Origin of the sequence: Curtobacterium sp. PhB137 (assembly GCF_003814955.1) — a bacterium.
Lineage (GTDB): Bacteria > Actinomycetota > Actinomycetes > Actinomycetales > Microbacteriaceae > Curtobacterium.
On record NZ_RKQO01000005.1, the window covers coordinates 377,509 to 403,609 of the forward strand.

Consider the following 26,101-nt stretch of genomic DNA (forward strand, 5'->3'; position numbering starts at 1 on the left):
TCGTGCGCAGCGTCAGCGGCGGCCGAGCGCCTTCCACGCGAGCGGCACGATGCCCGCGGCGATGAGCGCCTTCGCGATCCCACCGACGATGAACGGGTACAGGCCGGCGGCGAGCACCGACTGCAGGTCGTTCGGTGCGCTGAGCTGCCCGAGCACGACCGCCAGGTACGGCAGTCCGGTCACGAACGGGATGGCGCTCGCGAGCAGCATCGCGACGGCTGCGCGCCCGAAGTGCCGGTCCCAGTTGCGGCGGGCCAGCCAACCGACGACGCCCGCGGCGGGGATGAACCCGATGACGTAGCCGAAGCTCGGCACGGCCAGGGCCTGCAGGCCGCCGGTCATGTCGGCGAAGAACGGCGCACCCGCCAGGCCGGCGACGGCGTAGACGAGCAGCGAGAGCATGCCGCGGCGGGCACCCAGGGTCGCGCCGACGAGGACGACGGCGAGCGTCTGCCCGGTGATCGGGACCGGCCACATCGGGACCTCGAGCTGTGCCATCGCAGCGGTGAACAGGGCTCCGCCGGCGACGAGGGCGGCGTTCGTGGCCAGCCCGTGCGTCTCCAGACGGTCGGCGAGGACTGCGCGGGGAGCGAACCCGGTGGCGTTCGTCATGGATTCTCCTAGAATGGACTGCTGGTCCCGTTCGGAACCATCGGTCCCGTCAGCGTAGCGGTGCACCTCACGCACACGTCGTTGTGCAAACCCACCAACTGATTGGACGTCCACTGTGCTTGCCGTGCACGAACTCGAGATCCGCGTCGGAGCTCGTCTCCTCATGGAAGACGTGTCCTTCCGTGTCGAGAAGGGCGAGAAGATCGGACTCGTCGGCCGCAACGGCGCGGGGAAGACGACGATGACCAAGGCCCTCGCGGGCGAGACGCAGCCGAACGGCGGCACGATCGACCGCGGTGGTGAGATCGGCTACCTGCCGCAGGACCCGCGCTCCGGCGACCCGGAGGAGACCGCACGCAAGCGCATCCTCGACGCCCGCGGGCTCGGTGAGCTCGTGGAGGGCATCCGCCTCGCCACGCTCGACATGGCGAGCGAGGACACCGCCGTCGCCGAGAAGGCGATGCGCCGGTACAGCCGACTCGACGACCAGTTCAACGCGCTCGGCGGCTACGCGGCCGAGGCCGAGGCGGCGTCGATCGCGTCGAACCTCAAGCTGCCGGACCGCATCCTCGACCAGCAGCTCAAGACCCTGTCCGGTGGTCAGCGTCGTCGCATCGAGCTCGCGCGGATCTTGTTCTCGGATGCCGAGACGATGATCCTCGACGAGCCCACGAACCACCTCGACGCCGACTCGGTCGTGTGGCTGCGCGAGCACCTGAAGACCTACCCCGGTGGCGTCATCATCATCTCCCACGACGTCGAGCTCGTGGAAGAGGTCGTCAACCGCGTGTTCTACCTCGACGCCAACCGCCAGACCATCGACATCTACAACATGGGCTGGAAGCTCTACCAGCGGCAGCGCGTCGCCGACGAGGAGCGTCGTCGCAAGGAGCGCGCCGGCGCCGAGAAGAAGGCCGCCACGTTGAAGGACCAGGCCGCTCGGTTCGGGGCGAAGGCCTCGAAGGCCGCCGCGGCGCACCAGATGGTCGCGCGTGCCGACAAGCTGCTCGCGGGCCTCGAGGACGAACGCGTCGCCGACCGGGTCGCCAAGATCCGCTTCCCCACGCCGGCCCCCTGCGGCCGCACGCCACTAATGGCCGAGGGGCTGTCGAAGTCCTACGGATCGCTCGAGATTTTCGCGGGAGTCGACCTGGCGATCGACCGCGGTTCGCGCGTTGTCATCCTCGGGTTCAACGGTGCCGGCAAGACGACGCTGCTCCGGATCCTCGCGGGTGCCGACCTGCCCGATACCGGTGAGATCCAGCCCGGCCACGGTCTGCGCATCGGGTACTACGCGCAGGAGCACGAGAACATCGACATCAACCGCACCGTGATCGAGAACATGGTGTCGGCGTCGACCGACCTCAACGAGACCGAGGCCCGTCGCGTGCTCGGTTCGTTCCTGTTCACCGGGGACGACGGCTACAAGAAGGCCGGGGTCCTGTCCGGCGGTGAGAAGACGCGTCTGTCGCTCGCGATGATCGTCGTCTCGGGCGCGAACGTGCTGCTGCTCGACGAACCGACGAACAACCTGGACCCGGCGTCGCGCGAGGAGATCCTCAACGCCCTCGCGGGGTTCGAGGGCGCCGTCGTCCTGGTGTCGCACGACGCCGGTGCCGTCGAGGCGCTCAACCCCGAGCGCGTGCTGCTCCTGCCGGACGGCACCGAGGACCACTGGAACAAGGACTACGCGGAGCTCATCGAGCTCGCCTAGCGGGCGGTCACGACACCCCGCTCAGGTTCGCCGAGTGGTCACCATGTGTCGTCGCCGTCGCCGGCGAGCGACGGTTCGTGACCGCTCGGCGGCACGCGTGCGAGCGCGTCGTGACCAGCGGCCGGGCGGCGTGCGGTGGTCGACGTGACCGTAGGACGGACGGGAGGCCCGTGGCGACGCCGCCACGGGCCTCCCGTCCGCTGTCCCGTCGGTCAAGGCAACCCGCTCACGTCCGCCGAGTGGTCACCAAGTGTCGTCACCGGCGTCGACGGGCGACGGTTCGTGACCGCTCGGCGGCGCGCCCGCGGCGAGCGGCCCGGCGCAGTGCGTCAGCGGCGGGACGCGATCAGGTCGTCCTCGATCTCGGCGTCGGTCTTCGGCTTGGCGTCCTTGCGGCGCTGCCGCTCCTGGGCGCGCTCGCGTTCCTCCGGGTCGTCCTGGTTGAGGTTCCGGTACTCCTGCACCATGACGTACGCCAGGAACCCGAAGCCGCCGGCCGCGAACAGGAACCACTGGATGAAGTAGCTCAGGTGCAGGCCGGTGTCGGCGGTGGGACGCTCCCAGCCGAGCGGGCGTGCCTCGGTCGGGGCGGGGGACTCGGAGGCGAGCTCGCCGTACGCACCCGTCCAGATGGGGGTGTCGACCTTCTTCGCGACGTCGGCCAGCGTCACCGACTGCACCTGGTCCGTGTGCGCGGGGTCGGTACGGCCGGGGATCCGGGGCTCGCTCTGCTGCAGCCGGACGATCGCCGTGACCTCGCCCGACGGGGGAGCGGGCACGTGGTCGGGGGCGTCCTGCGCGTTGCCGGTGGGGACCCAGCCGCGGTCGACGATGAACGCGCGGCCGTCGTCGGTGACCAGGGGGGTGAGGACCTCGAAGCCGGGCTGGCCGTTGTGCACGCGGTTGCGGACGAGCAGCTGCGCGTCGATGTCGTAGCGGCCGGTCACGGAGACGCGGAGCCACTCCTGCTCGTCCTGCCAGCTCGACGCCGTCGGCAGCGCCTGGTCGAGGGGGACCGGGGTGTGGTCGTAGTTCTGGGCGACCTGCTCGTTCTGGCGCACCGCTTCGTTGCGGCGGTCCCACTGCCACATGCCGAACAGCGCGCACACGATCGCGAAGGCGACGGCGATCGCGAAGTACCCGAGCCAGCGGCGACTGCGGACGAAGTGCCAGCCGACGAAGGGCTCGTCCGGGTCCTGAGTGGGGCGTTCGTCGTCCAGCACGGAGCGACGGGCGTGGTCGGCGGCGCGTTGCAGCTTGGCAGCGTGCTTCCGGCCGTACCGGGAGTGCGGGTCGAAGTCGTCGGTCATCGACCGGTGCCGGTGGAGCGCACCCCGACGTCGTTCTTCGGCGACGAGGCGGGGTCGCGTTCGTCATCGAGCCGGTCGACGTCCTCGTGCATGCCGGTGACGCGCACCGGGAAGGTGCGGGACCGCAGGTAGTCGGCGAGGAAGTCGCGGTGCTCCTCGCACGCGGCCCAGATCTTCACGCGGTCGGCGGAGTGGATCCGGGGGTTGCGCCAGTTCACCCGCCACGCTGCCGTGTTGGAGCAGCCGGCTCGGGAGCAGACCGGGGTCGAGCCCGGTTCGGTGTGCAGGTCGAAGGTCGCGCCCATCAGCGGGGTCCCCACATCTTCGAGCGGTCGCCGTTGCGCTGCCACTCGTCCTGCGCGTGCTGAGCCTGCTGCCGGAGGCGGTCCTGCTCGTCGCGGTAGGCCTGGGCCCGGTCCTCTTCCTGCTGCTCGCGGAGGCCGGGGTCGACGGCGTCGTAGAGCTGCATCGCACCGGCGGGCGAGATCATGTCGCTCTCGGTCCGGCTGCCGGCGTTCGCGACGATCACGGCGACCCAGGGGATCACGGCGGCGAGGACGATCGGCACGACGGCGATCCAGGAGTGCCAGATGGAGTAGACGAGCACGGCCACGACGAAGAGGACGACGCGGATGGCCATCTGCCACACGTAGCGGGACAGGCGGTGCGCCCGGTCCAGCTCCGGCGAATCCGGGAGCGTGGTGATGCTGGTGTGCGTGCTCTTCATACAGATGGTCTCCGTCTACCCGTGGTCCAGCCTAAGCCTCCGGGGCCGATCGTGGGTGCGCCGCGCGCGAACGGGCTGCGGTGCTGGCTCCGCTACGCTCGTCCGGGCGTGTCCGCCGACCCGTCGGCACGACACGACCGCACACCACCACCGAACGGAGCGACCATGAGCACCCCCCGTACCGTCCTGATCACCGGCGGCAACCGCGGCATCGGCCACGCCCTCGCCGAGCGTTTCGTCGCCGCCGGGCACCGCGTCGCGGTCACGTCGCGCAGCGGACAGGGCGGACCCGAAGGGGCCCTCACCGTGCAGGCCGACATCACCGACACGGCCTCGGTGGACGCCGCCTTCACGCAGGTCGAAGCCGAACTCGGACCGATCGAGGTGCTCGTGGCCAACGCCGGCATCACGAACGACCAGCTGCTGCTCCGCATGTCCGAGGACGACTTCACGAGCGTCGTCGACACCAACCTGACCGGCACGTTCCGGGTCGTGAAGCGTGCCACCAAGGGCATGATGAAGGCGAAGTTCGGCCGCATCGTGCTCATGTCGAGCGTCGTCGGCGCCTACGGCCAGATCGGCCAGGTCAACTACGCGTCGTCGAAGGCCGCGCTGGTCGGCATGGCCCGGTCGATCACCCGTGAGCTCGGCTCGCGCGGCATCACCGCCAACGTCGTCGCGCCCGGGTTCATCCAGACCGACATGACGGCCGCGCTGTCCGACGAGCTGCAGGCCGAGTTCAAGAAGGCGATCCCGGCGGCCCGCTACGGCACGGTCGACGACGTCGCCGACGCCACGCTGTTCCTGGCGAGCGACGGGGCCGGCTACGTCTCCGGCGCGATCATCCCGGTCGACGGCGGCCTCGGCATGGGCCACTAGCCAGCGCCTGCGCGTCGTCTCGTGCTCAGCGACAGTTCACGGGTGCTCGCGCGCGTGACGTGTCGCTGAGCGCGGGGAACCGGACGGTCCGCTCAGCCGCGCAGGCCGAGCGTCGCGAGCACGGCGGACAGGTCGCGGTCCACGACGGCGACGTCTGCCTGCTCCCGCACGCGCGGCTTCGCGTCGAACGCCACCGACAGGGCGGCGACGCGCATCATCTCGAGGTCGTTCGCCCCGTCGCCGATCGCGACGGTGCGGACCGCGTCCACGCCGTCGGCCTCGGCCCACTCGCGCAGGGCGACGGCCTTGGCGTGCGCGTCCACGACGTCGCCGAGCACACGTCCGGTCAGCACGCCGTCGGACACCTCGAGTCGGTTCGCCCGGCAGTGGTCGAGACCGAGCTGCTCGGCGAACGGGTCGAGGACCTCGTGGAACCCGCCGGACACGACACCGACGGTCCCACCGGCGGCGTGCACGCCGCGGACGAGTTGGTCGGCACCCCGCGTCACGCGGACCGCCTGCTGTGCGCGTCGGAAGACGTCGGCCGGGAGGCCCGCAAGGGTCGCGACACGCTCCCGGAGGCTCTCGGCGAAGTCGATCTCCCCGCGCATGGCGCGCTCCGTGATCGCCGCGACCTGTGGCCGGGTCCCGGCGGTGTCGGCGAGGAGTTCGATCACCTCGTCCTCGAGGAGGGTGGAATCGGCATCGAGGACGACGAGGAAGCGGGGCACGGACCAACGGTACCGACAGACGGAGGCACGGCCCGCGTCCGTGACGCGAGCCGTGCCTCCTGTCCGTCCGTTCGTCGGTGCGGCCGACGCTACGCGTCGACGCGGACGCCCTTGCCGACCACGGTGATGCCCGACTCGGTCACGGTGAAGCCGCGGGCCTCGTCGGCCTCACGGTCGATGCCGACCTGCGCACCCGGCGCGATGACGACGTCCTTGTCCAGGATCGCCCGGTTCACGACCGAACCGGCGCCGATCGTCGCCCGCTCGAACACGATCGAGTCGAGGACCTTCGCGCCGGAGTCGATCCCGCACCACGGGCCGATCATGCTGCGTTCGACCTGTGCGCCCGACACCAGGCAGCCGAGCGACACGAGCGAGTCGACCGTCGAGCCGGTGTTGCCGTTGGCGTCCCGCACGAACTTCGCCGGCGGCAGGTTCGTCTGCTGGTTGAAGATCGGCCAGTCCTGGTTGTACAGGTTGAAGACCGGCACCGGGGCGATGAGGTCCATGTGCGCGTCGAAGAACGAGTCGATCGTCCCCACGTCGCGCCAGTAGTACTTGTCACGGTCGGTGGACCCGGGGACCTCGTTGCGCTGCAGGTCGTAGACCCCGGCGTCGCCGCGGTCCACGAAGTCGGGGACGATGTCGCCGCCCATGTCGTGCGCGGACGACTCGACCTGGCCGTCGCGGAGCACCGCGTCGACGAGGGCATCCGCGTTGAACACGTAGTTGCCCATCGAGGCGAGGACCTCGCCGGGGGAGTCGGCGAGCCCGACCGGGTTCTTCGGCTTCTCGAGGAAGGCGTCGATCTTCGTCGGGTCGTCGGCGTCCACCTGGATGACGCCGAACTGGTCGGCGAGCTCGATGGGCTGACGGATCGCCGCGACGGTGGCGCTGCGACCCGAGGCGATGTGCGCCTCGACCATCTGGTGGAAGTCCATCCGGTACACGTGGTCGGCGCCGACCACGACGACGATGTCGGGACGCTCGTCGCGGAGCAGGTTGAGCGACTGCAGGATCGCGTCGGCCGAACCGGCGAACCAGCGCTTGCCGAGTCGCTGCTGCGCAGGGACCGACGCCACGTAGGACCCGAGCAGGCCCTCCATGCGCCAGGTCTCGGCGACGTGCCGGTCGAGACTGTGCGACTTGTACTGGGTGAGGACGACGATCTTCTGCAGACCGGAGTTCACCAGGTTCGACAGCGCGAAGTCGATGAGACGGAAGTTCCCGCCGAACGGGACTGCGGGCTTCGCCCGGTCGGCCGTGAGTGGCATGAGCCGTTTCCCCTCGCCGCCAGCGAGCACGATGCCGAAGACCTTCTTTGGTGCCATGCCGCTCACAGTAGGCGTCAGCACTGGGAACCGGTTACCTTGAACCCGTGCGAGTCGATCTACTGACCAGGGAGTATCCGCCGGAGGTCTACGGCGGAGCGGGTGTCCACGTGGCCGAACTGACTGCTGCGTTGCGGTCGGGGACCGACACCGACGTCCGGGTCCGGGCCTTCGGGGCCTTCCGCGACGAAGCCGACGTCTGGGGGTACCGCACGCCGGCCGGCCTCGAGCAGGCGAACGGCGCGCTGCAGGCGCTCGGCACCGACGTGGCCATCGCCGCCGACGTCGAGGGTGCCGACCTCGTGCACTCGCACACCTGGTACGCGAACTCGGCGGGCCGGATCGCGCAGTTGACCTACGGGATCCCCCACGTCGTCACGGCGCACAGCCTCGAGCCGCTCCGCCCGTGGAAGGCCGAGCAGCTCGGCGGCGGCTACCGCCTGTCGAGCTGGATGGAACGCGAGGCGTTCGAGAACGCCGACGGCGTCATCGCGGTGTCGAAGGCCATGCGCGCCGACATCCTGCGCTCGTACCCGTCGATCGACCCGTCGAAGGTGCACGTCGTCTACAACGGCATCGACATCGAGGCCTGGAAGCCGCAGGTCGACGAGGACGCCGTCCGCGCCCTCGGCATCGACCCGTCGCGCCCCAGCGTCGTCTTCGTCGGTCGCATCACCCGGCAGAAGGGCCTGCCCTACCTGCTCCGTGCCGTGGCGTCGCTCCCCGAGGACGTCCAGATCGTGCTGTGCGCCGGTGCCCCGGACACCCCGGAGATCCTCGCCGAGGTCACCGGGCTGGTCGAGGGCCTGCGCGAGCAGCGCGAGGGCGTCGTGTGGATCGACCGGATGCTCGCGCACGAGGAGATCGTGAACGTGCTGTCCTCGGGCACCGTGTTCGTGTGCCCGTCGATCTACGAACCACTCGGCATCGTGAACCTCGAGGCCATGGCGTGCGGCATCCCCGTCGTCGGTACCCGGACCGGGGGCATCCCCGAGGTCGTCGCGGACGGCTTCACCGGTCGCATCGTGCCGATCGACCAGGCGCAGGACGGCACGGGCACCCCGACCGACCCCGACAAGTACGTGGCGGACCTGGCCGCGACCCTCAACGAGGTGCTCGCCGACGAGGGTCTCGCGAAGCTCATGGGCCGCGCCGGACGCCTGCGCGTCGAGTCCGATTTCACCTGGGACGCGATCGCCACGAGGACACGGCAGGTCTACGACGAGGTGCTCGGCCGGACCCCGTAGGCTGGTCGCATGCCCTCGGTCGTGCGCTTGTCAGACGTCTCCGTGGTCCGCAACGGGGCCACCATCCTCGACTCGATCTCGTGGGGGGTGCAGGACGACGAACGCTGGGTCGTGCTCGGCGCGAACGGCGCCGGCAAGACCACGCTGCTGCAGGTCGCCGGTGCCCAGACGTTCCCGACCTCGGGTGACGTCGAGGTGCTCGGCACCGAGCTGGGCGGCGCCGACCTGTTCGAGCTCCGCCCGCGCATCGGCTTCGCGTCGACCGCCCTGGCCCGTCGCATCCCGGTGACCGAGAAGGTCATCGACGTCGTGCTGACGGCCGCGTACTCGGTCACGGGTCGCTGGAACGAGGAATACGAGGAGCTCGACGTCCGCCGTGCCCAGCGCGTGCTCGAGGAGTGGGGCCTGGGGTCGTTCACCGACCGCACCTTCGGCGAGCTGAGCGACGGCGAGCAGAAGCGCGTCCAGATCGCCCGTGCGGTCATGACCGACCCGGAGATCCTGTTCCTGGACGAACCGGCCGCCTCGCTCGACCTCGGCGCCCGTGAGAGCCTCGTCCGCACCCTCGGCGGCTACGCCCAGAGTGCCGACTCGCCGGCCATCGTGATCGTCACCCACCACGTCGAGGAGATCCCCGCCGGGTTCACCCACGCGCTGGTGCTCGCCGACGGCCACGTGCAGGCCGCCGGGCCCATCGACGAGGTCCTGACCGACCAGACCCTGACCGAGGCGTTCGGCATCGCGCTGTCCGTCACGAAGGACGCCGGCCGGTACACGGCGCGCGCGTCCTAGCGCTGCGATCGCGCCGTCCGTCTGGTAACGTTGACGGCTGGCGCAAGCCGATGACTTCCCGCGCATCTCGCGCAATCCCACCACCGCTACCGCTATCGAGGAAACTCCATGAAGACCGACACCCACCCCGAGTACCGCGCCATCGTCTTCCGTGACCTGGCCTCCGGTGAGACCTTCCTGACGCGTTCGACCGCGAACAGCGACAAGACGATCGAGCTCGACGGTGCCACCTACCCGGTGATCGACGTCGAGATCTCGTCCGCTTCGCACCCGTTCTACACGGGCAAGCAGCGCATCCTCGACTCGGCCGGTCGCGTCGAGAAGTTCAACCAGCGCTTCAAGGGCTTCTCCAAGTAAGCAGCCCCACAGCACGTCGGAACGGGCGGTCCTCCTTCGGGAGGACCGCCCGTTCTGCGTCGTGCGGCCGGTGCGCGGGTCAGGCGCCGTTGCGGTGCGGCCAGCGACCGTCGGCGGTGAAGGACGGGTCGCGCTTCTTGCGCATGTACTCCTGGAACGAGGTCGCCTGCTCGGCGCACCACCCGACCTGCTTGCGGTGGAGCTCTTCTGCCGAGATGCCGAGCTCGTCCTGGTACTTGCCGGCGATGGCCTGGGCGACGCGACCGGCCGCGATGGCGTCGGCACCGGCGTCGTGCGCGTCGTCGAGGGTGACGCCGTACAGCTCGGACGCCGCCTCGAGCGTGCGCTTGCCCTTGCGGAAGGTGTCGAGTGCCTTGTCGATCACGAGCGGGTCGACGACGTTGCCGATGACGGGGGAGGCGAACCCGTGCCGCTTTGCCTCGCGGTCGAGGACCGTCAGGTCGTACGGGGCGTTGTAGATCACCAGCGGGATGCCGCGGGCGAACACCGCCTCGATCGCGGCGATGATCTCGGCGACGACCTCGGCCGCGGGACGCCCTTCGGCCTGGGCGCGCTCGGTGGTGTAGCCGTGCACGGCCGCGGCGCCCTCGGGGATCGCGATGCCCGGGTCGGCGATCCACGCACCCTCGGCGATGGAGGCACCCGTCATGTCGATGAGGCCGACGTGCGCCGTGACGATCCGCGCCGTCTCGACGTCGACACCGGTGGTCTCGAGGTCGAAGACGCCGAGGGCGTGCCACCAGGGGCGTCCGGAGAGGTCCTGCGCCGGGGCGGGCGTGTCGAGCTGTGCTGTCGGATCCAGCTGTGCTGTGGGGAACGTCACGCGGTCAGGCTAACGGGACGCACCGACACGACCGGTGCTACCCGACCGGCGCGCCGACGTGCAGCCAGTAGAACGACTGCGTCCCGAGGGTCAGCGTGACGGTGCCGTCCTCGTCGAACGCGGGGAACGAACCGCCGCCGAACAGGTCGTAGAGCGGCCGACCGGCGAACTCCGGCGCCGACACCGTGACCGACGTCGGGTTCGTGGCGAACGAGAACACGCACAGCACGTCCTCCGCCGACGGCCCGAACTGCTGGCCGGAGCCCTCCCACGAGCGCACGAACGCGAGCACCGACTCGTTCGAGGTCTCCTGCACGTGCAGGGTCCCGAGCCCGAACACCGGGTGGGCCTTCCGCACGTGGATGACGTTGCGCACCCAGTGCAGCAGGGAGCGGGACTGGGCGAGCTGGGCCTCGACGTTGACCTGCGCGTAGTTGTACACGAGCGACTGGACCACGGGCAGGTAGAGCTTGCCCGGGTCTGCCGTGGAGAACCCGGCGTTGCGGTCGGGGGTCCACTGCATCGGCGTGCGGGACGAATCGCGGTCGGGGAGCCAGATGTTGTCGCCCATCCCGATCTCGTCGCCGTAGTACAGGAACGGCGAGCCCGGCAGCGAGAACAGCAGCGCGTGGATGAGTTCGAGTTCGGCACGCGAGTTGTCGAGCAGGGGAGCGAGCCGGCGCCGGATGCCGATGTTCGAGCGCATCCGGGGGTCGTAGCCGTACCAGCCGTACATGGCCTGCCGGTACTCCTCGCTGACCATCTCGAGCGTGAGCTCGTCGTGGTTGCGGAGGAACACGCCCCAGGCTGCAGCGGACGGCACGTCGAGCGTCTCCGACAGGATTGCGGACAGCTCCTTGGCGTGCTGGGCACGGAGCGAGTAGAAGATGCGGGGCATCACCGGGAAGTCGAACGCCATGTGGCACTCGGGCTCCTCGTCGGTGCCGAAGAAGGCGGCGGTCTCGCGCGGCCACTGGTTCGCCTCGGCGAGCAGGACACGACCGGGGTACTCGTCGTCCACCATCGCGCGCATCTTCTTGATGAACTCGTGGGTCTCCGGCTCGCCCTCGCCGTTGCCCTCTTCGGACTCGAACAGGTACGGGATCGCGTCGAGCCGCAGACCGTCGACACCGAGGTCGAGCCAGTGCCGCACGACGTCGTACACGGCCTCGACCACCGCGGGGTTCTCGAAGTTCAGGTCGGGCTGGTGCGAGAAGAACCGGTGGAAGAAGAACTGCCGGCGGACCGGGTCGAACGTCCAGTTCGACTCCTCGGTGTCGACGAAGATGACCCGGATGTTCGGGTACTCCTCGTCGGTGTCCCGCCAGACGTAGAAGTCACCGAAGGGGCCGTCGGGGTCCTCGCGCGACTGCTGGAACCACTCGTGCTGGTCGCTGGTGTGGTTGATCACCATGTCGATGACGATGCGCATGTTGCGCTCGTGCGACTTCGTGACGAGCTCGCGGAAGTCGTCGAGCGTGCCGAACTCCGGCAGGATCGCCTTGTAGTCGGCGATGTCGTACCCGCCGTCGCGCATCGGCGACTGGAAGAACGGCGGCAGCCACAGGGCGTCGACGCCGAGCCACTGCAGGTAGTCCAGCTTGCCGATCACGCCCTGCAGGTCACCGATCCCGTCGCCGTTCGAATCGACGAACGAGCGGATCATGCACTCGTAGAAGACCGAGCGCTTGTACCACTGCGGGTCGAGCGTCAGGCCGGGCAGCTGGATCGGGGCTGTGAAGGTCACCGTGCTCCTCGTCGTCATCGACGGACCCGTCGACGGCCCGCCCCGGACACGATAGGCGCGCGATGCTGCGGGTGTCCGGGGTTTCGTGCGGTTGTCTTCGTAGACTGGCGCCGATGCAACCGCCCGTGCTCTCCCCGTACCAGTCGCTCATGGCCGCCACCCCGGTGGTCCACCGGTCCGTGCAGGTCGACGGCCGCACCACGCACTACTGGGAGTACGGGCCGTCCGACGCGACGCAGACCGTCCTGGCGGTGCACGGCTTCCGCGGCGACCACCACGGCCTCGAGACGATCGCCGCGCACCTGCAGGACGTCCGCGTGATCGTGCCCGACCTGCCCGGCTTCGGCGTGTCCGACCCGTTGCCGGTGTCGGACATCGAGTCGTACGTCGGCTGGCTGCGCGCGTTCCACGAGGCGCTCGGGCTCGGCCGCGACGCCGTCGTCCTCGGCCACTCGTTCGGGTCGATCGTGGTGTCCGCCACCGTGGCCGCCGGGCTCGACACCCGACTGCTCGTCCTCGTGAACCCGATCGCCGCGCCGGCGCTGCAGGGGCCCCGTGCGGTGGGCACCGGGATCGCGATCGGCTACTACAAGGCCGGCGCGGTGCTGCCGAAGCCGATCGGGCTCGGGATCCTGCGGAACGCCGCCATCGTGCGGGTGATGAGCATCGCGATGCTCAAGTCGCACGACCGGGGGATGCGCCGCTGGGTGCACGACCAGCACGACCGGTACTTCTCGGCCTTCGCGAACCGCACGAGCGTGCTCGAGGCGTTCCGGACCTCGGTCACCCACGACGTGTCCGAGTACGCGGACCGCATCGACGTGCCGGTGCTGATGATCGCCGCCGAGCACGACGACATCACGGCCGTCCCCGAGCAGCGCGCCCTGGCCGCCCGCCTGCGCGATGCCGAACTCGTGGTCATCCCCGGGGTCGGGCACCTGGTGCACTACGAGACACCGGCACCGGCCGCGGCGGCGGTGCTGCGCCGGATGGCGGACACGGCCACGCGCCCTGGACGGGGCCGCGGCACCAAGGCGGGCCGATCGTCGGGCGCGGGACGGGCCTCCCGGACGACCGCGACGAAGGCCAGCGCGACCGAGGAGACCGACGCGTGACGCGCCTGCGGATCGGCATCGACTGCCGGTACGTGCGGATCGGTCGGCACGACGGCATCAGCCGCTTCACCGCCGGAGTGGCCTGGAACCTGCCCGACCGGCACGACGTCGTGCTGCTCGTCCACGACGAGCGCCAGCTCGAGTCGCTGCCGCGCGACCTGCCGTGGGAGCTGCTGCCGGCGCCCACCGACGCGGGGGAACCGCTCGTCGCCCGGCGGGTGAACCGGCTCGGCCTCGACGCGGTGTTCTCGCCGATGCAGACGATGGGCTCGCGGGGGCGCGACTACGCACTCGTGCTCACCCTGCACGACCTGATCTACTACCGGAACCGGACGCCTCCGCGCGAGTTCTCGTGGCCGCTCCGGCTCGGGTGGCGCGCGTTCCACCTGTCGTGGGTGCCGCAGCGCGTCCTGCTGAACGGCGCCGACGGGGTGGTCACGGTGTCCGAGACCACCGCGGGGCTCATCGCCGAGCACCGGCTGACGAAGCGTCCGGTGACGGTGGCGTACAACGCTGCCGACCCGGCGACTCCGCGTGCGGCGGGTGCGCCGCGGGAGCGTTCGCTCGTCTACATGGGCTCGTTCATGCCGTACAAGAACGTCGAGACGCTGGCGGCCGCGCTGCCGCTCCTCGGAGCGGACTGGACCCTGCACTGCATGTCGCGGGTGTCCGACGCCGACCGCGCACGGATCGAGGGGCTCGCGCCGGCCGGCTCGATCGTGTTCCACGACGGTGCGACCGACGAGGAGTACCTGTCGGTGCTCCGATCCGCCACGGCCCTGGCGACGGCGTCGTACGACGAGGGCTTCGGCATCCCGCTGGTCGAGGCGATGGGCGTCGGGACCCCGGTCGTGGTGAGCGACATCCCGATCTTCCGCGAGATCGGGGGCGATGCGGCCGAGTACTTCGACCCGGCGTCGCCGTCGGCGGTGGCGGCTGCGGTGCGGCGGGTCGAGGAGCGGTGGGACGAGGCCTCGGCGCAGTCGGTCGAGCGGGCCGCGCGGTTCCGGTGGCAGGACTCGGCGGAGCAGGTCGTGCGGGCGGTCGAGCGGGCCGTGGCCGACCGGCGCGCGCGGTAGCGGGGCGCGGGGGCGGGGCGCGGGGGCGGAGCGCGCGCACGCGGTTTGCGACAGACCACGCGTCGATCGACTCGTGGATTGACGCAGAACGCGCACGGGTCGTGCTACTTCGCCGCGACCACCTCGACGCTCGCCCCGGGGAACACTTTGTGCGTCTCCTCGGTCACCCGCGCCACGATCGGCGGGACGGCGGCCCCTCGCCCCGGGGTCTCGACGACGATCGACTGCTCGGCGGCGCGGTCCGACGGCGTGCCACCGCGTTCCCACGAGCAGCGGACGGCCGTGACCCCGCCGATGTGGTCGAGCGTGTCCGCCAGCACCAGGCGCTTCGCGGTCACCGTGCGCGAGTCGGAAACGCCCACCTCGAGGGTGCCGAGGTCGGCGATCGCGACGACCCGGACGCCGTTGCCGCCGGCCGAGTCGGTCGCGCGGCTCAGCGTCTCGACCAGGTCGGTGCGCGCGGCAGGGTCGAGCGACGGGTCGGCCGTGATCGTCGCGGTGGCGTCGTAGCTCGCGAAGCCGGTCTTCTCGGCCGGGTGGTGGCGGACCTCGGTGACGCCCGGCACGTCGGCGAGCCGGTCGTCGAGGCGGTCGAGTGCCAGGTCCGGCCGGGGGAACACGCCGCCGATGCCGGTCTGCACGCTGCCGATGATGGTACCGAGCACGAGGGCGATCACCCCGGCGACCACGACGGTGCTGCCGCCGATGACGAGCCAGGTGCGTGCCCGTTGCCCCATCGTGCGGGTCTGCACGCTGGCGGTCTCGGGGCCGAAGGCACGGTCGAGGTCGTCGTCCTGCTGGTCAGTGGCTTGCCAGCCACCCGGGTCGGTTCCGTCGGTCACCATGTCGCCCCCTGGTTCGGGTGCGTCGGAGCCTAGTCGCAGGACGGCCGCGCCGCCCGCTCAGCCCCGGCGTTCCAGCGGGTTCTGGTAGTCGAACGCGTACCGCCCGGGCCCGTCCGAGACGTCGTCGATCGGGTCGTCGAACCGGACGAGCTCCGCGTGGAAGCGTTCGGGGTCCCAGCGGAACGAGTGGATCGAGCCGTTGCGGATCGGGGTGGCGTGCCGGTCGGCGGTGCCGGGCGCCGCCTCGTTCACCACGCTCCGGATCACCGCGCCGTGGGTGGCGACGACCACGACCCCGCCGTCGAAGCGCACCGCGATCTCACCGAGCGTCTCGGTGATGCGGGCGAGCAGCGCGGACCGGGACTCGCGGCCCGGGATGTCGTCGTGCGGGTACTCCGCCGTGACCTCGGTGTCGGTGAGCCCCTCGGCTTCGCCGTAGGCGCGTTCGGCCAGCCCGGCGTACGTCACGGGTGCCGCGAGGCCGAGCCGGTCGGCGATGATCGTCCCGGTCTCTGCGGCACGGGACAGCGGCGAGGCGACGACGGCGTCGAACTGCCGGCGGGTGAGGAGTTCGGCGGCCTCGGCGGCCTGTCGCCGTCCGGTGTCGTTGAGCGGGATGTCGGTGGAACCCTGGATGCGGCGCTGCGCGTTCCAGTCGGTCTCACCGTGCCGGACCAGGTACAGGAGCGTCGTCACCCGTCGATCATCCCAGACGCCGCGGGACCGAGCCGCTCGGCCAGGTGTACCAGCGTCTCGGTCGTCCCGCCGTCGAGCTTCACGGCGGCACGGCGGTCGCTGCGGGTCGCACCGCGGTTCACGATGACCACCGGGTTCTTGCGGCGGGCAGCGTGGTCGACGAGCCGCACGCCGGAGTTCACCGTCAGCGACGACCCCACCACGAGCAGCGCCTCGGCGTCGGCGACGATCGACACCGCCTCGTGGAACTTCTCGGTGGGCACGAACTCGCCGAAGAAGACGACGTCGGGCTTGAGCATCCCGCCGCACACCGAGCAGTCCGGCACCACGAAGCGCTCGACGTCGGTGATCTCGACGTCGCCGTCGGGCTGCAGCTGCACCGAGCCGGGCTCGTCGATCCACGGGTTGGCGCGGTCGATGGTCGTGGCGAGGTCGGCGCGGGAGAACACCTGCCCGCACGTCAGGCAGAGGGCGCGGTCCATCGACCCGTGGATCTCGACCACGCGGCGGGACCCGGCGCGCAGGTGCAGGCCGTCGACGTTCTGCGTGATGACGCCCGTGACGACACCGGCGTCCTCGAGGGCGGCGAGCGCCCGGTGCCCCTCGTTCGGTCGGGCGGCGGCGAAGCTCCGCCAGCCGAGGTGCGAGCCGGCCCAGTACCGCTGCCGTTTGGCGGCGTCGGCGCGGAACTCCTGGAAGGTCATCGGCTTGCGCACGACCCGCCCGGCGCCGCGGTAGTCGGGGATGCCGGAGTCGGTGCTCAGGCCGGCTCCGGAGAGCACGGCGACGCGCTTGCCGGCGAGCACCTCGAGCACGCGGTCGAGGTCCGCCGCGGTCGGCAGACCGGTCGGCTGACCGGTCGTCGCCCCGGTGGGCGGTCCGGTCGTCGACGCAGCATCATCCAGCACCCTGTTCACGGTACCCTCAACAGCCGACCGTCCCGGTCGCTTCCCCCTTCGGCGAGACGCGGCGAGACACCGGCCGGTACGCCAGCCGCGACACCGGCCAGCACGCCAGCCGCGACACCGACCGGCGCCCACGAACGACCCCGAAACGAGCCCCGTGCACCCCGTCCGCATCGACTCCCTCGACGACCCCCGCCTCGACGACTTCGCTCGTCTGACCGACGTGGCGCTCCGCCGGGTGAGCGAACCGGAGGGCGGCCTGTACATCGCCGAGTCGAACACGGTCATCGAGCGCGCGGTCCGTGCCGGGCACACCCCGCGGAGCATCCTGGTGCAGGAGAAGTGGCTCGACAGCGTGCTGCCCCTGGTCGCGGAGCACGACGGCCCGGTCTTCGTGGGCCCGGACGCCCTGCTCGAGGAGCTCACCGGCTTCCGCATGCACCGTGGCGCGATCGCCGCCGTGCAGCGCCCCGAGCTGCCGACCGTCGCCGAGGTGGTCCGTGACGCGAAGCTCGTCGTCGTGCTCGAGGACATCGTCGACCACACCAACGTCGGCGCCGTCTTCCGTAGCGTCGCCGGTCTCGGCGCCGACGCCGTGCTGGTCAGCCCGCGCTGCGCGGACCCGCTGTACCGCCGGAGCGTCCGGGTGAGCATGGGCACGGTCCTGCAGGTCCCGTGGACCCGGATCGGTGACTGGCCGGCAGCGGGCGAGGAGCTCCGTGCGCAGGGCTTCCACCTCGCCGCGATGGCGCTGACCGACGAGTCGGTCGACCTCGCCGAGTTCGTCCGCGACGTCCCCGGCAAGGTCGCGCTCGTGATGGGCACCGAGGGGCAGGGACTGACGCCCGCCGCGATCGCGTCGGCCGACACCACGGTGCGGATCCCGATGGCGCACGGCGTCGACTCGCTCAACATCGCTGCGGCGAGCGCCGTCGGTCTGTGGGCGGTCACGCACGCCCAGCGGCTCGCTTCCTAGCCACGCCACGGGCGGACCGGGAGGCCCGACTCGCCTCAGTGCTGCAGCATCCGTCCGGCGCGGATCACCAGGGCACGGTCGGTGCCCGGTTCCCCGACCAGGCACACGCCGACGGGTGCGCCGTCGACGGTGAGGGCGGGAGCGCTGACCGCCGGCAGGCCGCCGACGCTCGCGAGGCTCGTCATCGCCGTCGTCGCGGTCCGGGTGCGTTCGAGTGCCGCCGTGTCGGCGGCGATGAGCGGTGCCGGCCCGGGGACCGTCGGGAACAGCAGGGTCCGGCCGGCGAGGGCCGTGCGGATCGTCGCCCGGACGCCGTCGAGTCGCGCGACGGCGTCGGCGGTGGCTGCGGGGTCGTTCGCCCGGGCGGCGGCGAACCGGTCGCCGACGACGGCGCTCAGGCCGCCGGGGTGGGCGTCGATCCAGGCACCGTGGGCGGCGACGGCCTCGGCGGCCTGCACGAGGCGCAGCAGTTCACGCAGGTCGTCGAGGGGCGGGATCCCGAGGTCGGCGAGCCGCACGGTGCCGATCGGGTGGCCGTGCCCTGCGACGAACGCGGCGAAGGCCTCGGCGACGGCCGGCTCGACGAGGTCCAGGAGCTCGGCGGGGACGAAGAGCTCCGGCTCCGCAGGAGCGACCGGATCCGACGGCACCGTGGCGTCGAGCGCCGCGAGCAGGACGTCGGCGCTCCGGGTGAGCCACCCCACCGTGTCGAACGACGGCGCGAGGGGGAGCAGCCCTTCGCGGGAGACCGCGCCGTGGGTCGTCCGGAGGCCCCAGAGTCCCTGGTACGAGGCGGGGACCCGCACCGATCCCGCGGTGTCCGTGCCGATCCCGATCTCGGCCGTGCCGAGACGGACAGCCGATGCGGATCCGCTGGACGAGCCTCCTGGCAGTCGGGTCGGAACCGCCCCGTTGGGCGGGGTGCCGTGGTGTTCGTTGCGTCCCGTCAGGTTGTAGGCGAACTCGTCGGTGCGCGCGATGCCGCGGATCGCGGCGCCGGCGTCGAGGAGCGCCGCGACGGCCGCTGCCGGCGTCGTCTGGACGGGGGACTCGCGCAGGTAGGTCGGGTTGCCGGCGCCGACGGGCTGGCCGGGGACGGCGTACAGGTCCTTCACCGCGACGGTGAGCCCGTCGAGCGGTCCGGACGCCGTGGGGGCGACGAGCGGGTCGCCGACGGCGCGCCAGACGGTGGTGTCGAAGGCCTTCGGGCGGCCGGTGACGTGGGCTGCCTCGATGCGCCAGCGCGGACCGGCGTCGCCGTGGTCGCTGTTGCTGTTGCTGTCGCGTCGCCACAGCTGCGTCTGGAGGCCCTGCCCGCCCGCCGCGAACGCGGACACCGACACGACGAGGGCGAGTCCCTCGGCCAGGGGGCGGACCTCGACGCGCGTGAGCGACCGGGCCTGGACCCCACCCCGTGCCCCGCGGAACGCGCTGATCGCGTCGTGCCCGACGAGCAGGCCGCGGTCGTCACCGCGCATCGTGCCGGGGGCGTCGACGAATGCGGCGTCGAGCGCATCGAGGTCGTTCGCGGCGAGGGCGGCCTCGTACGCGTCGAGCGCCTCGAGCAAGCCCTCCGGTGCCGCGGTGCTCGTCTCGTGCGTGCTCGTCTCGTGCGGGCTCATCGTGCGGGCTCCTCGAAGTCGGCCTTGCGGATGCGGGCGTGCGCGCCGGTGACCAGGTCGACCACCTGCGAGATGTTGAAGTCCGTCGCCGCCGACAGGTAGGCGTACGCCAGGTGCGGCTCCATGCCCCAGCGGGCACCGAGGATCGCGACCGCGTGCCGGACACAGGCGCGGACGGCCTCGTCGAGGTCCGGGTCCATGCCCGTCGGCACGAGGAACTCGTGGGTCTCGACGAGCGGCCAGACCAGGTCGCCGAACTGCTGCGCTGCCTCGGCGGCGGGTGTCACGTCGAACCGGACGGTCGCGCGGAGCGACGCCTCCATCGCGGTGAGTGCGACCTCGCCGTCCCCCTGCGCGAAGTGCGGGTCACCGACGTACGCGAGCGCCCCGGGGACCAGGACCGGCAGGTGCAGCTGCGCGCCGACCTGCAGCAGGTTCACGTCGACGTTGCCGCCGTGCCGGCCCGGCGGCACCGAGTGCAGCCGTTCGCCGGGGGTGGCGACGCCCATGATCCCGAGGAAGGGGGCGAGCGGGAAGTGCGCGAAGCGGTCGCGGGCGCCGGTCAGGGGGATGCGGCCCCGCTGACCCGCGGCCGTCTCGACCACGTCGGCGAAGACGCTCACCGTGGTGCCGTCGACCGGGTACTCGCCGTGCAGGGCGCCGCGGCCGTGCCGGTTCGACACGACGCCGTAGTGCACCCGTGGCAGCGTCTCGAGCACCGTCATGGTCAGGACGTCGCCCGGCTCGGCGCCCGCGATGGCGATCGGACCGGAGACGACGTGCGGGCCGTCGGTGGCAGGGTCCCGGTGGCAGCTCCTGGCGATCGCGACGGCGTCGTCCAGCACGTGCTCCCCGGCGACGCCGTGCGACGCGAAGTACGCGCGGGGGTCACTGCCCTGGTCGGGCAGGATCCCCTCGTGGCTGACGGTGTCGATCGTGACGTCCTCACCGGACGCGATCGTGATGACCGGGCGGTCGTCGGCGTTCGGCAGCCGACCCCACAGGAGCGTGTCCGGGTCGACGGGCAGGTAGTGGCCGGACCGGATCGGGCCGGCGCCGGGCTGCAGGGTCGGGATCGCGGGGGTGTGTGTGGTCATCATCGGTCGGCCTTCCGTTCGACGAGGTGGGCGACGTCGGCGAGGTGGGCGGTCATCGCGTCACGGGCGCCGTCCTCGTCGTGCCGTCGGATGCAGTCGAGGATCCGTTCGTGCCAGACGAACGACGAGCGGCGACCTTCGCTGGTGCTGTGCGACCGGGCACGGACGTCCTGCACCCACCCGCTGCTGAGCTCGCACAGGGACACCAGCAACGGGTTGCCGGAGGTGCGCGCGACCTGCACGTGGAAGGCGACGTCCTGTGCCAGCGACTCCTCGGGACTGAGTCCCGCGTGCGTGGCGGCGAGGATGCGTTCGAGGGCGAGCAGGTCCGCTTCGCCGGCACGGACGGCGGCGAGACCGGCGACCCGGGGTTCGACCACCGTGCGGAACTCGGCGACGTGCTCGGCCCGCCGTGCCAGGTCGTCGCCGTGCGCTGCGCCCGTCTGCTGTTCGAGCAGGGCGGTCGCCTCCTCGGAGCGCGGCAGCACGACGGTGCCACGGCCGGGTGTCCGGGAGACGAGTCTGCGGCGCTCGAGCTCCTGCATGGCCTCACGCACCGTGGTGCGGGACACGGCGAGGTCCTCGGCCAGGGCCCGTTCCGGCGGGAGCTTGTCGCCGGGTGCCAGGTCCTCGAGCACCAGGCGGGCCAGGTGCGCGGCGGTCGCGGCGCTCAGGGTGCGGCCTCTCTGCATGGACAGGAGCCTAGGGTCATTGGTCCGCTTGGTTCATTGGTACGACCAACTTTTACACGCTCGTCACACGTGGCGTCCGAGTCGGAAACACGGCGGGCGAAGGGTGGGTCACGTCCGATCCATCCGATCCGAGGAAGACCCCACCATGGACCTGATCCTGCGCACGGCCCGCCTGACCGACGGCCGCCTGGTCGACGTCCACGTCGCCGACGGCACGATCGTCCGGGTCGCCGAGGCGGGCACAGAGGTCGCCGAAGCGGGCACGGAGGTCGCCGAAGCGGGCACGGAGGTCGAGCCGACCGAGGCGGCGCGCGTCGTGGACTGTGCCGGTCGCGTCGTGATCCCCGGGCTCATCGAGTCCCACCTGCACGTCGACAAGGCACTGCTCGACCGCGAACGACCGAACCCCGACGGCACCCTCGCCGGCGCGATCGCGGTGACGGGGGAGCTCAAACGCGGCTTCACCCACGACTCCGTCCGCGACCGCGCCCGGACCCTGCTCGACCAGGCGATCGCCAACGGCACCACACTCGTCCGGGCGCACCCCGACGTCGACCCCGTCGTCGGACTGACCGGCGTCGAGGTGCTCCTCGCCCTGCGCGACGAGTACCGCGACGCCCTGGACCTGCAGATCGTCGCGTTCCCGCAGGAGGGGATCGCGAAGGCGCCGGGCACGCTCGCCCTGCTCCGCCAGGCGCTCGCCGCCGGGGCCGACGTGATCGGTGGCTGCACCTACAACGAGGCGACCCTGGCCGCCTGCCACGAGCACGTCGAGACCGTCCTCGACCTCGCCGAGGAGTTCGACGTGCCGGCCGACCTGCACGCCGACTTCGCCGACGACACGTCCGACCCGCGGTTCGCCCTCGCCGGACACATCGCCGACCGTGTCGCCGCTCGCGGGCTGCGGGACCGGGTCGCCCTCGGACACGTGACCTCGCTCGCCAGTCTGCCGCCGGTCTCGCGCAGCGCCGTGCTCGCGAAACTCGCCGCAGCGGGTGTCGCGGTGGTGCCGCTGCCCGCCACGGACCTGCACCTCGGCGGTCGCTCGGACGACCGAGACGTCCGCCGAGGGGTCGTCCCGGTGCGCGAGCTCTGGGACGCCGGCGTCACGAGCGCCTACTCGTCGAACAACGTCCGCAACGCGTTCACGCCGTTCGGCAACGCGGACCTGCTCGACATCGGGTTGCTGCTCGCGCAGGTGGGACACCTGTCCGGCCCGGCCGACCTCGGGCGCGTGCTCGAGATGGCCACGTCGTCCGCGGCCCGCGTCGTCGGGGTCTCGGACACCCACGGCATCCGGCCCGGAGCCGCCGCCGACCTCGTCGTCCTGTCGACGACCGACCCCGCGGGCGTCCTGCTCGACCGCCCCGACCGGAACCTCGTGGTCAAGCGCGGCCGCGTCGTCGCGGAGACCACCAGGACCACCCGACTCACCACCGGACCCACCACTCGATCGAAGGAGCTCACCCATGCGTGAACGGATCCCGCACGAGATCGTCGCCTCGGTCCTCGCCGGCACCACGGCGTTCATCGGCGGCAACGCGCTGCACCTGCCCACCTGGGCGATCTTCATCAGCTGGGCGGGGATGTTCCTGCTCGGGGCGAAGCCCACGCTCCGGAACGCCACCCGGCTCTGGGCGGCGATGCCGATCGGGTCGGCCTTCGGCCTCGTGATCGTGCTGCTCGACCAGCGGTTCGGCACGGTGCTCGGCGATGGGCAGGCCGCGCAGAACACCGTGCTCGCGCTGCTCATCCTGGTCGTCAACTGCGCGCTGATGTACACGGGTCGGACGCGGCTGTTCGGGCTCGTGCCCGGCATGTTCCTCGGGTTCGCGTCCTTCTTCGCCACGTGCTTCGGCGGCTTCGGGTTCGATCCGGGCAACGCGTGGGCGGCATGGGCGTCGGTCGTCGTGATGAACGCGCTCGGTCCGGTGTTCGCGTACCTGTCCCGGCGGCTGACGTTCGCGCGGCCGACCCAGCCCGGCGCGACGACGGACACGCCCACGACGACCCCCGCCGTCGAGCAGCCGGTCGCAGCCAGGGTCTAGGCACCGACCGGTACGCTCGGTTCCCGTGTCACGAGTCGTCCGTCGCCCCCGCTCCGCCGTCCGGAGGCCCGTGACGATCTCCGTCGTCGCGGTCCTGGTGCTCGTCGCCGGGTACCTCGTGGCCGCCGCCGTCGTGCCGTTCGGTCCGGCGAGCGCCGCGACCACCACGTACTCGGCCCCGACGTCGAGCGTGCCGGCGCTGAGCTTCCCGGGCTACGGCGCCACCGCGGTCGAGGCCACCGACTTCCCGGAGAGCCTGCGCACCAGCGGTGACACGAAGCCCCGGTCCATCGCGAGCATCACCAAGATCGTCACGGCGCTCGTGGTCCTCGACGAGAAGCCGATGGCGGCGGGGGAGTCCGGCCCGGCGATCACCTTCACGCCGAAGATGGAGTCGCTCTACGCCAAGTACGCGGCGATGAACGGCGAGGTCGCGCCGATGCCCGCCGGCCTGAAGCTCACCGAGCACCAGGCGTTCCAGGTGATGCTCATGAAGTCGGCGAACAACTACGCCGGCGCCCTCGCCATCTGGGCCTTCGGGTCGATCGCCGAGTACGAGCAGGCGGCGACGAAGTGGCTCGAGGAGCACGACCTCGACGACACCACGATCCACGAGCCGACCGGTCTCGACCCGCAGAACACCTCGACCGCGACCGACCTGGTCGACCTCGGGCAGCTCGCCCTCGCGAACCCGGTCGTCAAGGAGATCGTCGGCACCAAGGACGTCACGATCCCGACGGTCGGCGAGATCGAGAACTCGAACAAGCTGCTCGGCCTGGACGGCATCGAGGGCATCAAGACCGGCACCCTCGACGAGGCCGGCGCCTGCCTGCTGTTCGCCGCGACCTACGAGCGCGGCGGCCGCGACGTCACCGTCATCGGCGTGATGCTCGGCGGGGTCGACCACGACTCGCTCGACGTCGACGTGCAACGGCTGCTCCGGTCGGTCGCGGACAACTTCCAGGTCGTGCCCCTGACCCACGCCGGCCAGACCTTCGGCACGTTCTCCACCCCCTGGCAGGACGAAGCCGACGCCGTCACCGCGAAGGCGGCCGAGGTCCTGGTCTGGGGGAAGACGAAGGTCCGGGCGAAGGCGCACCTCGACGAGGTCACCCTCGGGACGAAGGGCGAGCGGGTCGGGAAGGTCCGCTTCACGGTCACGAACCACGACCCGGTGTCGGTGCCGCTCGTGCTCGAGCGGACGATCGACGACCCCGGCGTCTGGTGGCGCTGGACGAACCCGTTCCAGGGCTGACGGTGCTCGTGCGCTGACGCGCACCACCCGGAGTCCGTACTGTCGGACGGGTGACGACGACGAAGACGTTCCCCCGGACCACCCCCTCCGCCCTCGACATCGACGCCCGCGGTGTGCTCGCGTTCGTCGACGCCCTCGAGTCGACCCCCGGCGTCGAGCCGCACAGCCTGATGCTGCTCCGCCACGGCCAGGTCGCTGCCGAGGGGTGGTGGCAGCCGTACGCGGCCGACCGGGTGCACCTGCTCTACTCGCTCAGCAAGAGCTTCACCGCAGCGGCGGTCGGCATCGCCGTGCGCGAGGGACTGATCGACCTCGACGCGACCGCGCTGTCGTACTTCCCCGAACTCGACGACGAGATCACGGACGAACGCAGCCGTCGCATCCGGGTCCGGCACCTGCTCGCGATGGCGAGCGGGCACCGCGAGGACGCCATCGACCGGGCCCGTGAGGCCGACCGCATGGACGTCGTGCGTGGCTTCCTGCTCCTGCCGCCGGACGAGGAACCCGGCTCGCTCTTCACCTACAACCAGCCGTGCACGTACACGCTCGCCGCGATCGTCCGGCGGGTCAGCGGCGATTCGCTGGTCGACTACCTGCGTCCCCGGCTGCTCGACCCGCTCGGCATCGACGACCTCGCCTGGCGCCGCGACGAGTCCGGCGGTGAGCTCGGCTTCAGCGGCTGCTACACCACGACGTCGGCGGTCGCCGCGCTCGGGCAGCTGTACCTGCAGCGCGGCGTCTGGGAGGGCGAGCGGATCCTCGACGAGGACTGGGTCGCGGCCGCCACGCGCAAGCAGATCGACAACCTCGACGAGGAGAACCCGGACTGGTCGCAGGGCTACGGCTTCCAGTTCTGGATGGCCCGCCACGGCTTCCGCGGCGACGGCGCCTACGGCCAGTTCTGCGTCGTCCTGCCGGAGCACGACGTCGTCCTCGCGATCACCGGACAGAGCCTCGACATGCAGGCGGTCCTCGACGCGGCCTGGCAGCACCTGCTGCCCGCCGTCGACCGGCCGTCCGACACGGGTTCGGACACCGCCCTGGAGGCCCGCCTCACCTCCCTGGGGCTGCCCGCGGTGAGTGGCGCCGCGGTCTCCGAGCACGTGGCCGGTCGTGCACTCCGCGTGCTGCCCGGTGCGGCGCTCGACGCCGTGGGCTTCGACCGCGGGGCCCACGGGATCCGGCTGACCGTGTCTGCCGACGGAGCGTCGGCGTCGGTGCCGGTCGGCGAGGGGGAGTGGGCCGTCGAGGGTGCCCTCGCAGCGAGCGCCGCGACCCAGTCGGACGGCACCGTGCTCGTCGGGCTCCGTTTCGTGGAGACGCCGCACCTGCTGTGGCTCCGTGTCGACCTCGCTGCCGGCACGGTCGGCACGACGTGGGAGACCGAACCGCTGCACGACGGCGCGCTCACGCTGCACCGGCCCGCCGACTGACCTGCGCCGACCACAGGGTGCACGACCCGGTTCGCGCCCCCGTGCCG

26 protein-coding genes are annotated in these 26,101 nt (G+C 71.5%); 12 read left to right on the plus strand and 14 right to left on the minus strand.

Annotated features, from left to right (window positions below):
• Positions 1-12: 12 nt before the first annotated feature.
• Positions 13-612, minus strand: coding sequence for a biotin transporter BioY (locus EDF28_RS08345; protein ID WP_123937858.1), 600 nt, complete (start codon positions 610-612; stop codon positions 13-15).
• A 115-nt stretch (positions 613-727) separates the two neighbouring features.
• On the opposite strand from EDF28_RS08345, the gene EDF28_RS08350 reads away from it, so the two are divergent.
• Entirely contained in the window at positions 728-2,326 is a 1,599-nt protein-coding gene (locus EDF28_RS08350; RefSeq protein WP_123294378.1) for an ABC-F family ATP-binding cassette domain-containing protein, read from the plus strand.
• Between the two features lie 329 nt (positions 2,327-2,655).
• Here EDF28_RS08350 and EDF28_RS08355 read toward each other — a convergent pair whose 3' ends face one another.
• From EDF28_RS08355 to EDF28_RS08365, 3 genes are read right to left on the minus strand one after another with little or no spacing between them, the layout of a single operon-like run.
• Entirely contained in the window at positions 2,656-3,636 is a 981-nt protein-coding gene (locus EDF28_RS08355; protein ID WP_123937861.1) for an SURF1 family protein, read from the minus strand.
• Positions 3,633-3,941, minus strand: coding sequence for a hypothetical protein (locus EDF28_RS08360; protein ID WP_374114431.1), 309 nt, complete (start codon positions 3,939-3,941; stop codon positions 3,633-3,635). Before EDF28_RS08360 ends, EDF28_RS08355 begins: the two co-directional genes overlap by 4 nt.
• Positions 3,941-4,363, minus strand: a complete 423-nt coding sequence (locus tag EDF28_RS08365; protein WP_123294380.1) for a DUF3099 domain-containing protein — start codon at positions 4,361-4,363, stop codon at positions 3,941-3,943. The genes EDF28_RS08360 and EDF28_RS08365 overlap by 1 nt, the downstream gene beginning before the upstream one ends.
• Before the next feature lie 165 nt (positions 4,364-4,528).
• Between EDF28_RS08365 and fabG the strand changes: the two genes are divergently transcribed.
• A complete protein-coding gene (gene fabG, locus EDF28_RS08370) occupies positions 4,529-5,242 on the plus strand; it encodes a 3-oxoacyl-ACP reductase FabG (protein ID WP_027465673.1) in 714 nt (237 codons plus the stop codon).
• 92 nt (positions 5,243-5,334) lie between these two features.
• On the opposite strand, the gene serB is transcribed toward fabG, so the two are convergent.
• Both serB and glgC read right to left on the minus strand, forming a co-directional pair.
• Positions 5,335-5,973, minus strand: a complete 639-nt coding sequence (serB, locus tag EDF28_RS08375) for a phosphoserine phosphatase SerB (protein WP_123937863.1) — start codon at positions 5,971-5,973, stop codon at positions 5,335-5,337.
• Between the two features lie 89 nt (positions 5,974-6,062).
• On the minus strand, positions 6,063-7,304 hold the full coding sequence (gene glgC / locus EDF28_RS08380) for a glucose-1-phosphate adenylyltransferase (protein ID WP_123294454.1): 1,242 nt from the start codon (positions 7,302-7,304) through the stop codon (positions 6,063-6,065).
• A gap of 47 nt (positions 7,305-7,351) precedes the next feature.
• Here glgC and glgA point away from each other — a divergent pair, with 47 nt between their 5' ends.
• The 3 genes from glgA to EDF28_RS08395 all read left to right on the plus strand — a co-directional run bounded on the left by glgA (position 7,352) and on the right by EDF28_RS08395 (position 9,700).
• On the plus strand, positions 7,352-8,551 hold the full coding sequence (glgA, locus tag EDF28_RS08385; RefSeq protein WP_123937866.1) for a glycogen synthase: 1,200 nt from the start codon (positions 7,352-7,354) through the stop codon (positions 8,549-8,551).
• Positions 8,552-8,560: 9 nt separating this feature from the next.
• Positions 8,561-9,343, plus strand: coding sequence for an ABC transporter ATP-binding protein (locus tag EDF28_RS08390; RefSeq protein ID WP_111083979.1), 783 nt, complete (start codon positions 8,561-8,563; stop codon positions 9,341-9,343).
• 108 nt (positions 9,344-9,451) lie between these two features.
• Entirely contained in the window at positions 9,452-9,700 is a 249-nt protein-coding gene (locus EDF28_RS08395; RefSeq protein ID WP_017887280.1) for a type B 50S ribosomal protein L31, read from the plus strand.
• 79 nt (positions 9,701-9,779) lie between these two features.
• On the opposite strand, the gene EDF28_RS08400 is transcribed toward EDF28_RS08395, so the two are convergent.
• Positions 9,780-10,523, minus strand: a complete 744-nt coding sequence (locus EDF28_RS08400; protein WP_123339893.1) for a 3'-5' exonuclease — start codon at positions 10,521-10,523, stop codon at positions 9,780-9,782.
• 58 nt (positions 10,524-10,581) lie between these two features.
• Positions 10,582-12,291 (minus strand): maltose alpha-D-glucosyltransferase, encoded by a 1,710-nt coding sequence (gene treS / locus EDF28_RS08405; protein WP_111084171.1) that lies wholly within the window; start codon positions 12,289-12,291, stop codon positions 10,582-10,584.
• A 113-nt stretch (positions 12,292-12,404) separates the two neighbouring features.
• On the opposite strand from treS, the gene EDF28_RS08410 reads away from it, so the two are divergent.
• The gene (locus EDF28_RS08410) at positions 12,405-13,406 is read left to right on the plus strand and encodes an alpha/beta fold hydrolase (RefSeq protein ID WP_260154730.1); all 1,002 of its coding nucleotides are present in this window, start codon (positions 12,405-12,407) and stop codon (positions 13,404-13,406) included.
• A 5-nt stretch (positions 13,407-13,411) separates the two neighbouring features.
• Entirely contained in the window at positions 13,412-14,485 is a 1,074-nt protein-coding gene (locus EDF28_RS08415; RefSeq protein WP_123938112.1) for a glycosyltransferase family 1 protein, read from the plus strand.
• Between the two features lie 104 nt (positions 14,486-14,589).
• On the opposite strand, the gene EDF28_RS08420 is transcribed toward EDF28_RS08415, so the two are convergent.
• The 3 genes from EDF28_RS08420 to EDF28_RS08430 are packed head-to-tail and all read right to left on the minus strand — an operon-like array spanning position 14,590 to position 16,868.
• Positions 14,590-15,330: a hypothetical protein gene (locus tag EDF28_RS08420; protein WP_123937868.1), complete on the minus strand. Its 741-nt coding sequence runs from the start codon at positions 15,328-15,330 to the stop codon at positions 14,590-14,592.
• A 57-nt stretch (positions 15,331-15,387) separates the two neighbouring features.
• Positions 15,388-16,026 (minus strand): histidine phosphatase family protein, encoded by a 639-nt coding sequence (locus EDF28_RS08425; protein ID WP_123294384.1) that lies wholly within the window; start codon positions 16,024-16,026, stop codon positions 15,388-15,390.
• Positions 16,023-16,868, minus strand: a complete 846-nt coding sequence (locus tag EDF28_RS08430; protein ID WP_123938113.1) for a Sir2 family NAD-dependent protein deacetylase — start codon at positions 16,866-16,868, stop codon at positions 16,023-16,025. The genes EDF28_RS08425 and EDF28_RS08430 overlap by 4 nt, the downstream gene beginning before the upstream one ends.
• Before the next feature lie 220 nt (positions 16,869-17,088).
• Here EDF28_RS08430 and EDF28_RS08435 point away from each other — a divergent pair, with 220 nt between their 5' ends.
• Positions 17,089-17,907: an RNA methyltransferase gene (locus EDF28_RS08435; protein ID WP_111083984.1), complete on the plus strand. Its 819-nt coding sequence runs from the start codon at positions 17,089-17,091 to the stop codon at positions 17,905-17,907.
• Positions 17,908-17,942: 35 nt separating this feature from the next.
• Here the strand turns inward: EDF28_RS08435 and EDF28_RS08440 are convergent, their stop codons facing one another.
• The 3 genes from EDF28_RS08440 to EDF28_RS08450 are packed head-to-tail and all read right to left on the minus strand — an operon-like array spanning position 17,943 to position 21,318.
• The gene (locus tag EDF28_RS08440; protein ID WP_123937871.1) at positions 17,943-19,529 is read right to left on the minus strand and encodes an AtzH-like domain-containing protein; all 1,587 of its coding nucleotides are present in this window, start codon (positions 19,527-19,529) and stop codon (positions 17,943-17,945) included.
• Positions 19,526-20,626 carry an acetamidase/formamidase family protein gene (locus tag EDF28_RS08445; protein WP_123937874.1) on the minus strand — a complete coding sequence of 367 codons (1,101 nt, stop codon included), beginning with the start codon at positions 20,624-20,626 and terminating at the stop codon, positions 19,526-19,528. The genes EDF28_RS08440 and EDF28_RS08445 overlap by 4 nt, the downstream gene beginning before the upstream one ends.
• Positions 20,626-21,318: a FadR/GntR family transcriptional regulator gene (locus EDF28_RS08450; protein ID WP_123937876.1), complete on the minus strand. Its 693-nt coding sequence runs from the start codon at positions 21,316-21,318 to the stop codon at positions 20,626-20,628. The genes EDF28_RS08445 and EDF28_RS08450 overlap by 1 nt, the downstream gene beginning before the upstream one ends.
• A 145-nt stretch (positions 21,319-21,463) precedes the next feature.
• On the opposite strand from EDF28_RS08450, the gene EDF28_RS08455 reads away from it, so the two are divergent.
• The 4 genes from EDF28_RS08455 to EDF28_RS08470 are packed head-to-tail and all read left to right on the plus strand — an operon-like array spanning position 21,464 to position 26,054.
• Entirely contained in the window at positions 21,464-22,795 is a 1,332-nt protein-coding gene (locus EDF28_RS08455) for an amidohydrolase family protein (RefSeq protein WP_123937879.1), read from the plus strand.
• Positions 22,788-23,366, plus strand: coding sequence for a DUF1097 domain-containing protein (locus EDF28_RS08460; protein ID WP_260154732.1), 579 nt, complete (start codon positions 22,788-22,790; stop codon positions 23,364-23,366). Before EDF28_RS08455 ends, EDF28_RS08460 begins: the two co-directional genes overlap by 8 nt.
• 25 nt (positions 23,367-23,391) lie before the next feature.
• Positions 23,392-24,621: a D-alanyl-D-alanine carboxypeptidase family protein gene (locus EDF28_RS08465; protein ID WP_123294391.1), complete on the plus strand. Its 1,230-nt coding sequence runs from the start codon at positions 23,392-23,394 to the stop codon at positions 24,619-24,621.
• Positions 24,622-24,671: 50 nt separating this feature from the next.
• The gene (locus tag EDF28_RS08470; protein WP_123937882.1) at positions 24,672-26,054 is read left to right on the plus strand and encodes a serine hydrolase; all 1,383 of its coding nucleotides are present in this window, start codon (positions 24,672-24,674) and stop codon (positions 26,052-26,054) included.
• Positions 26,055-26,101: the final 47 nt, after the last annotated feature.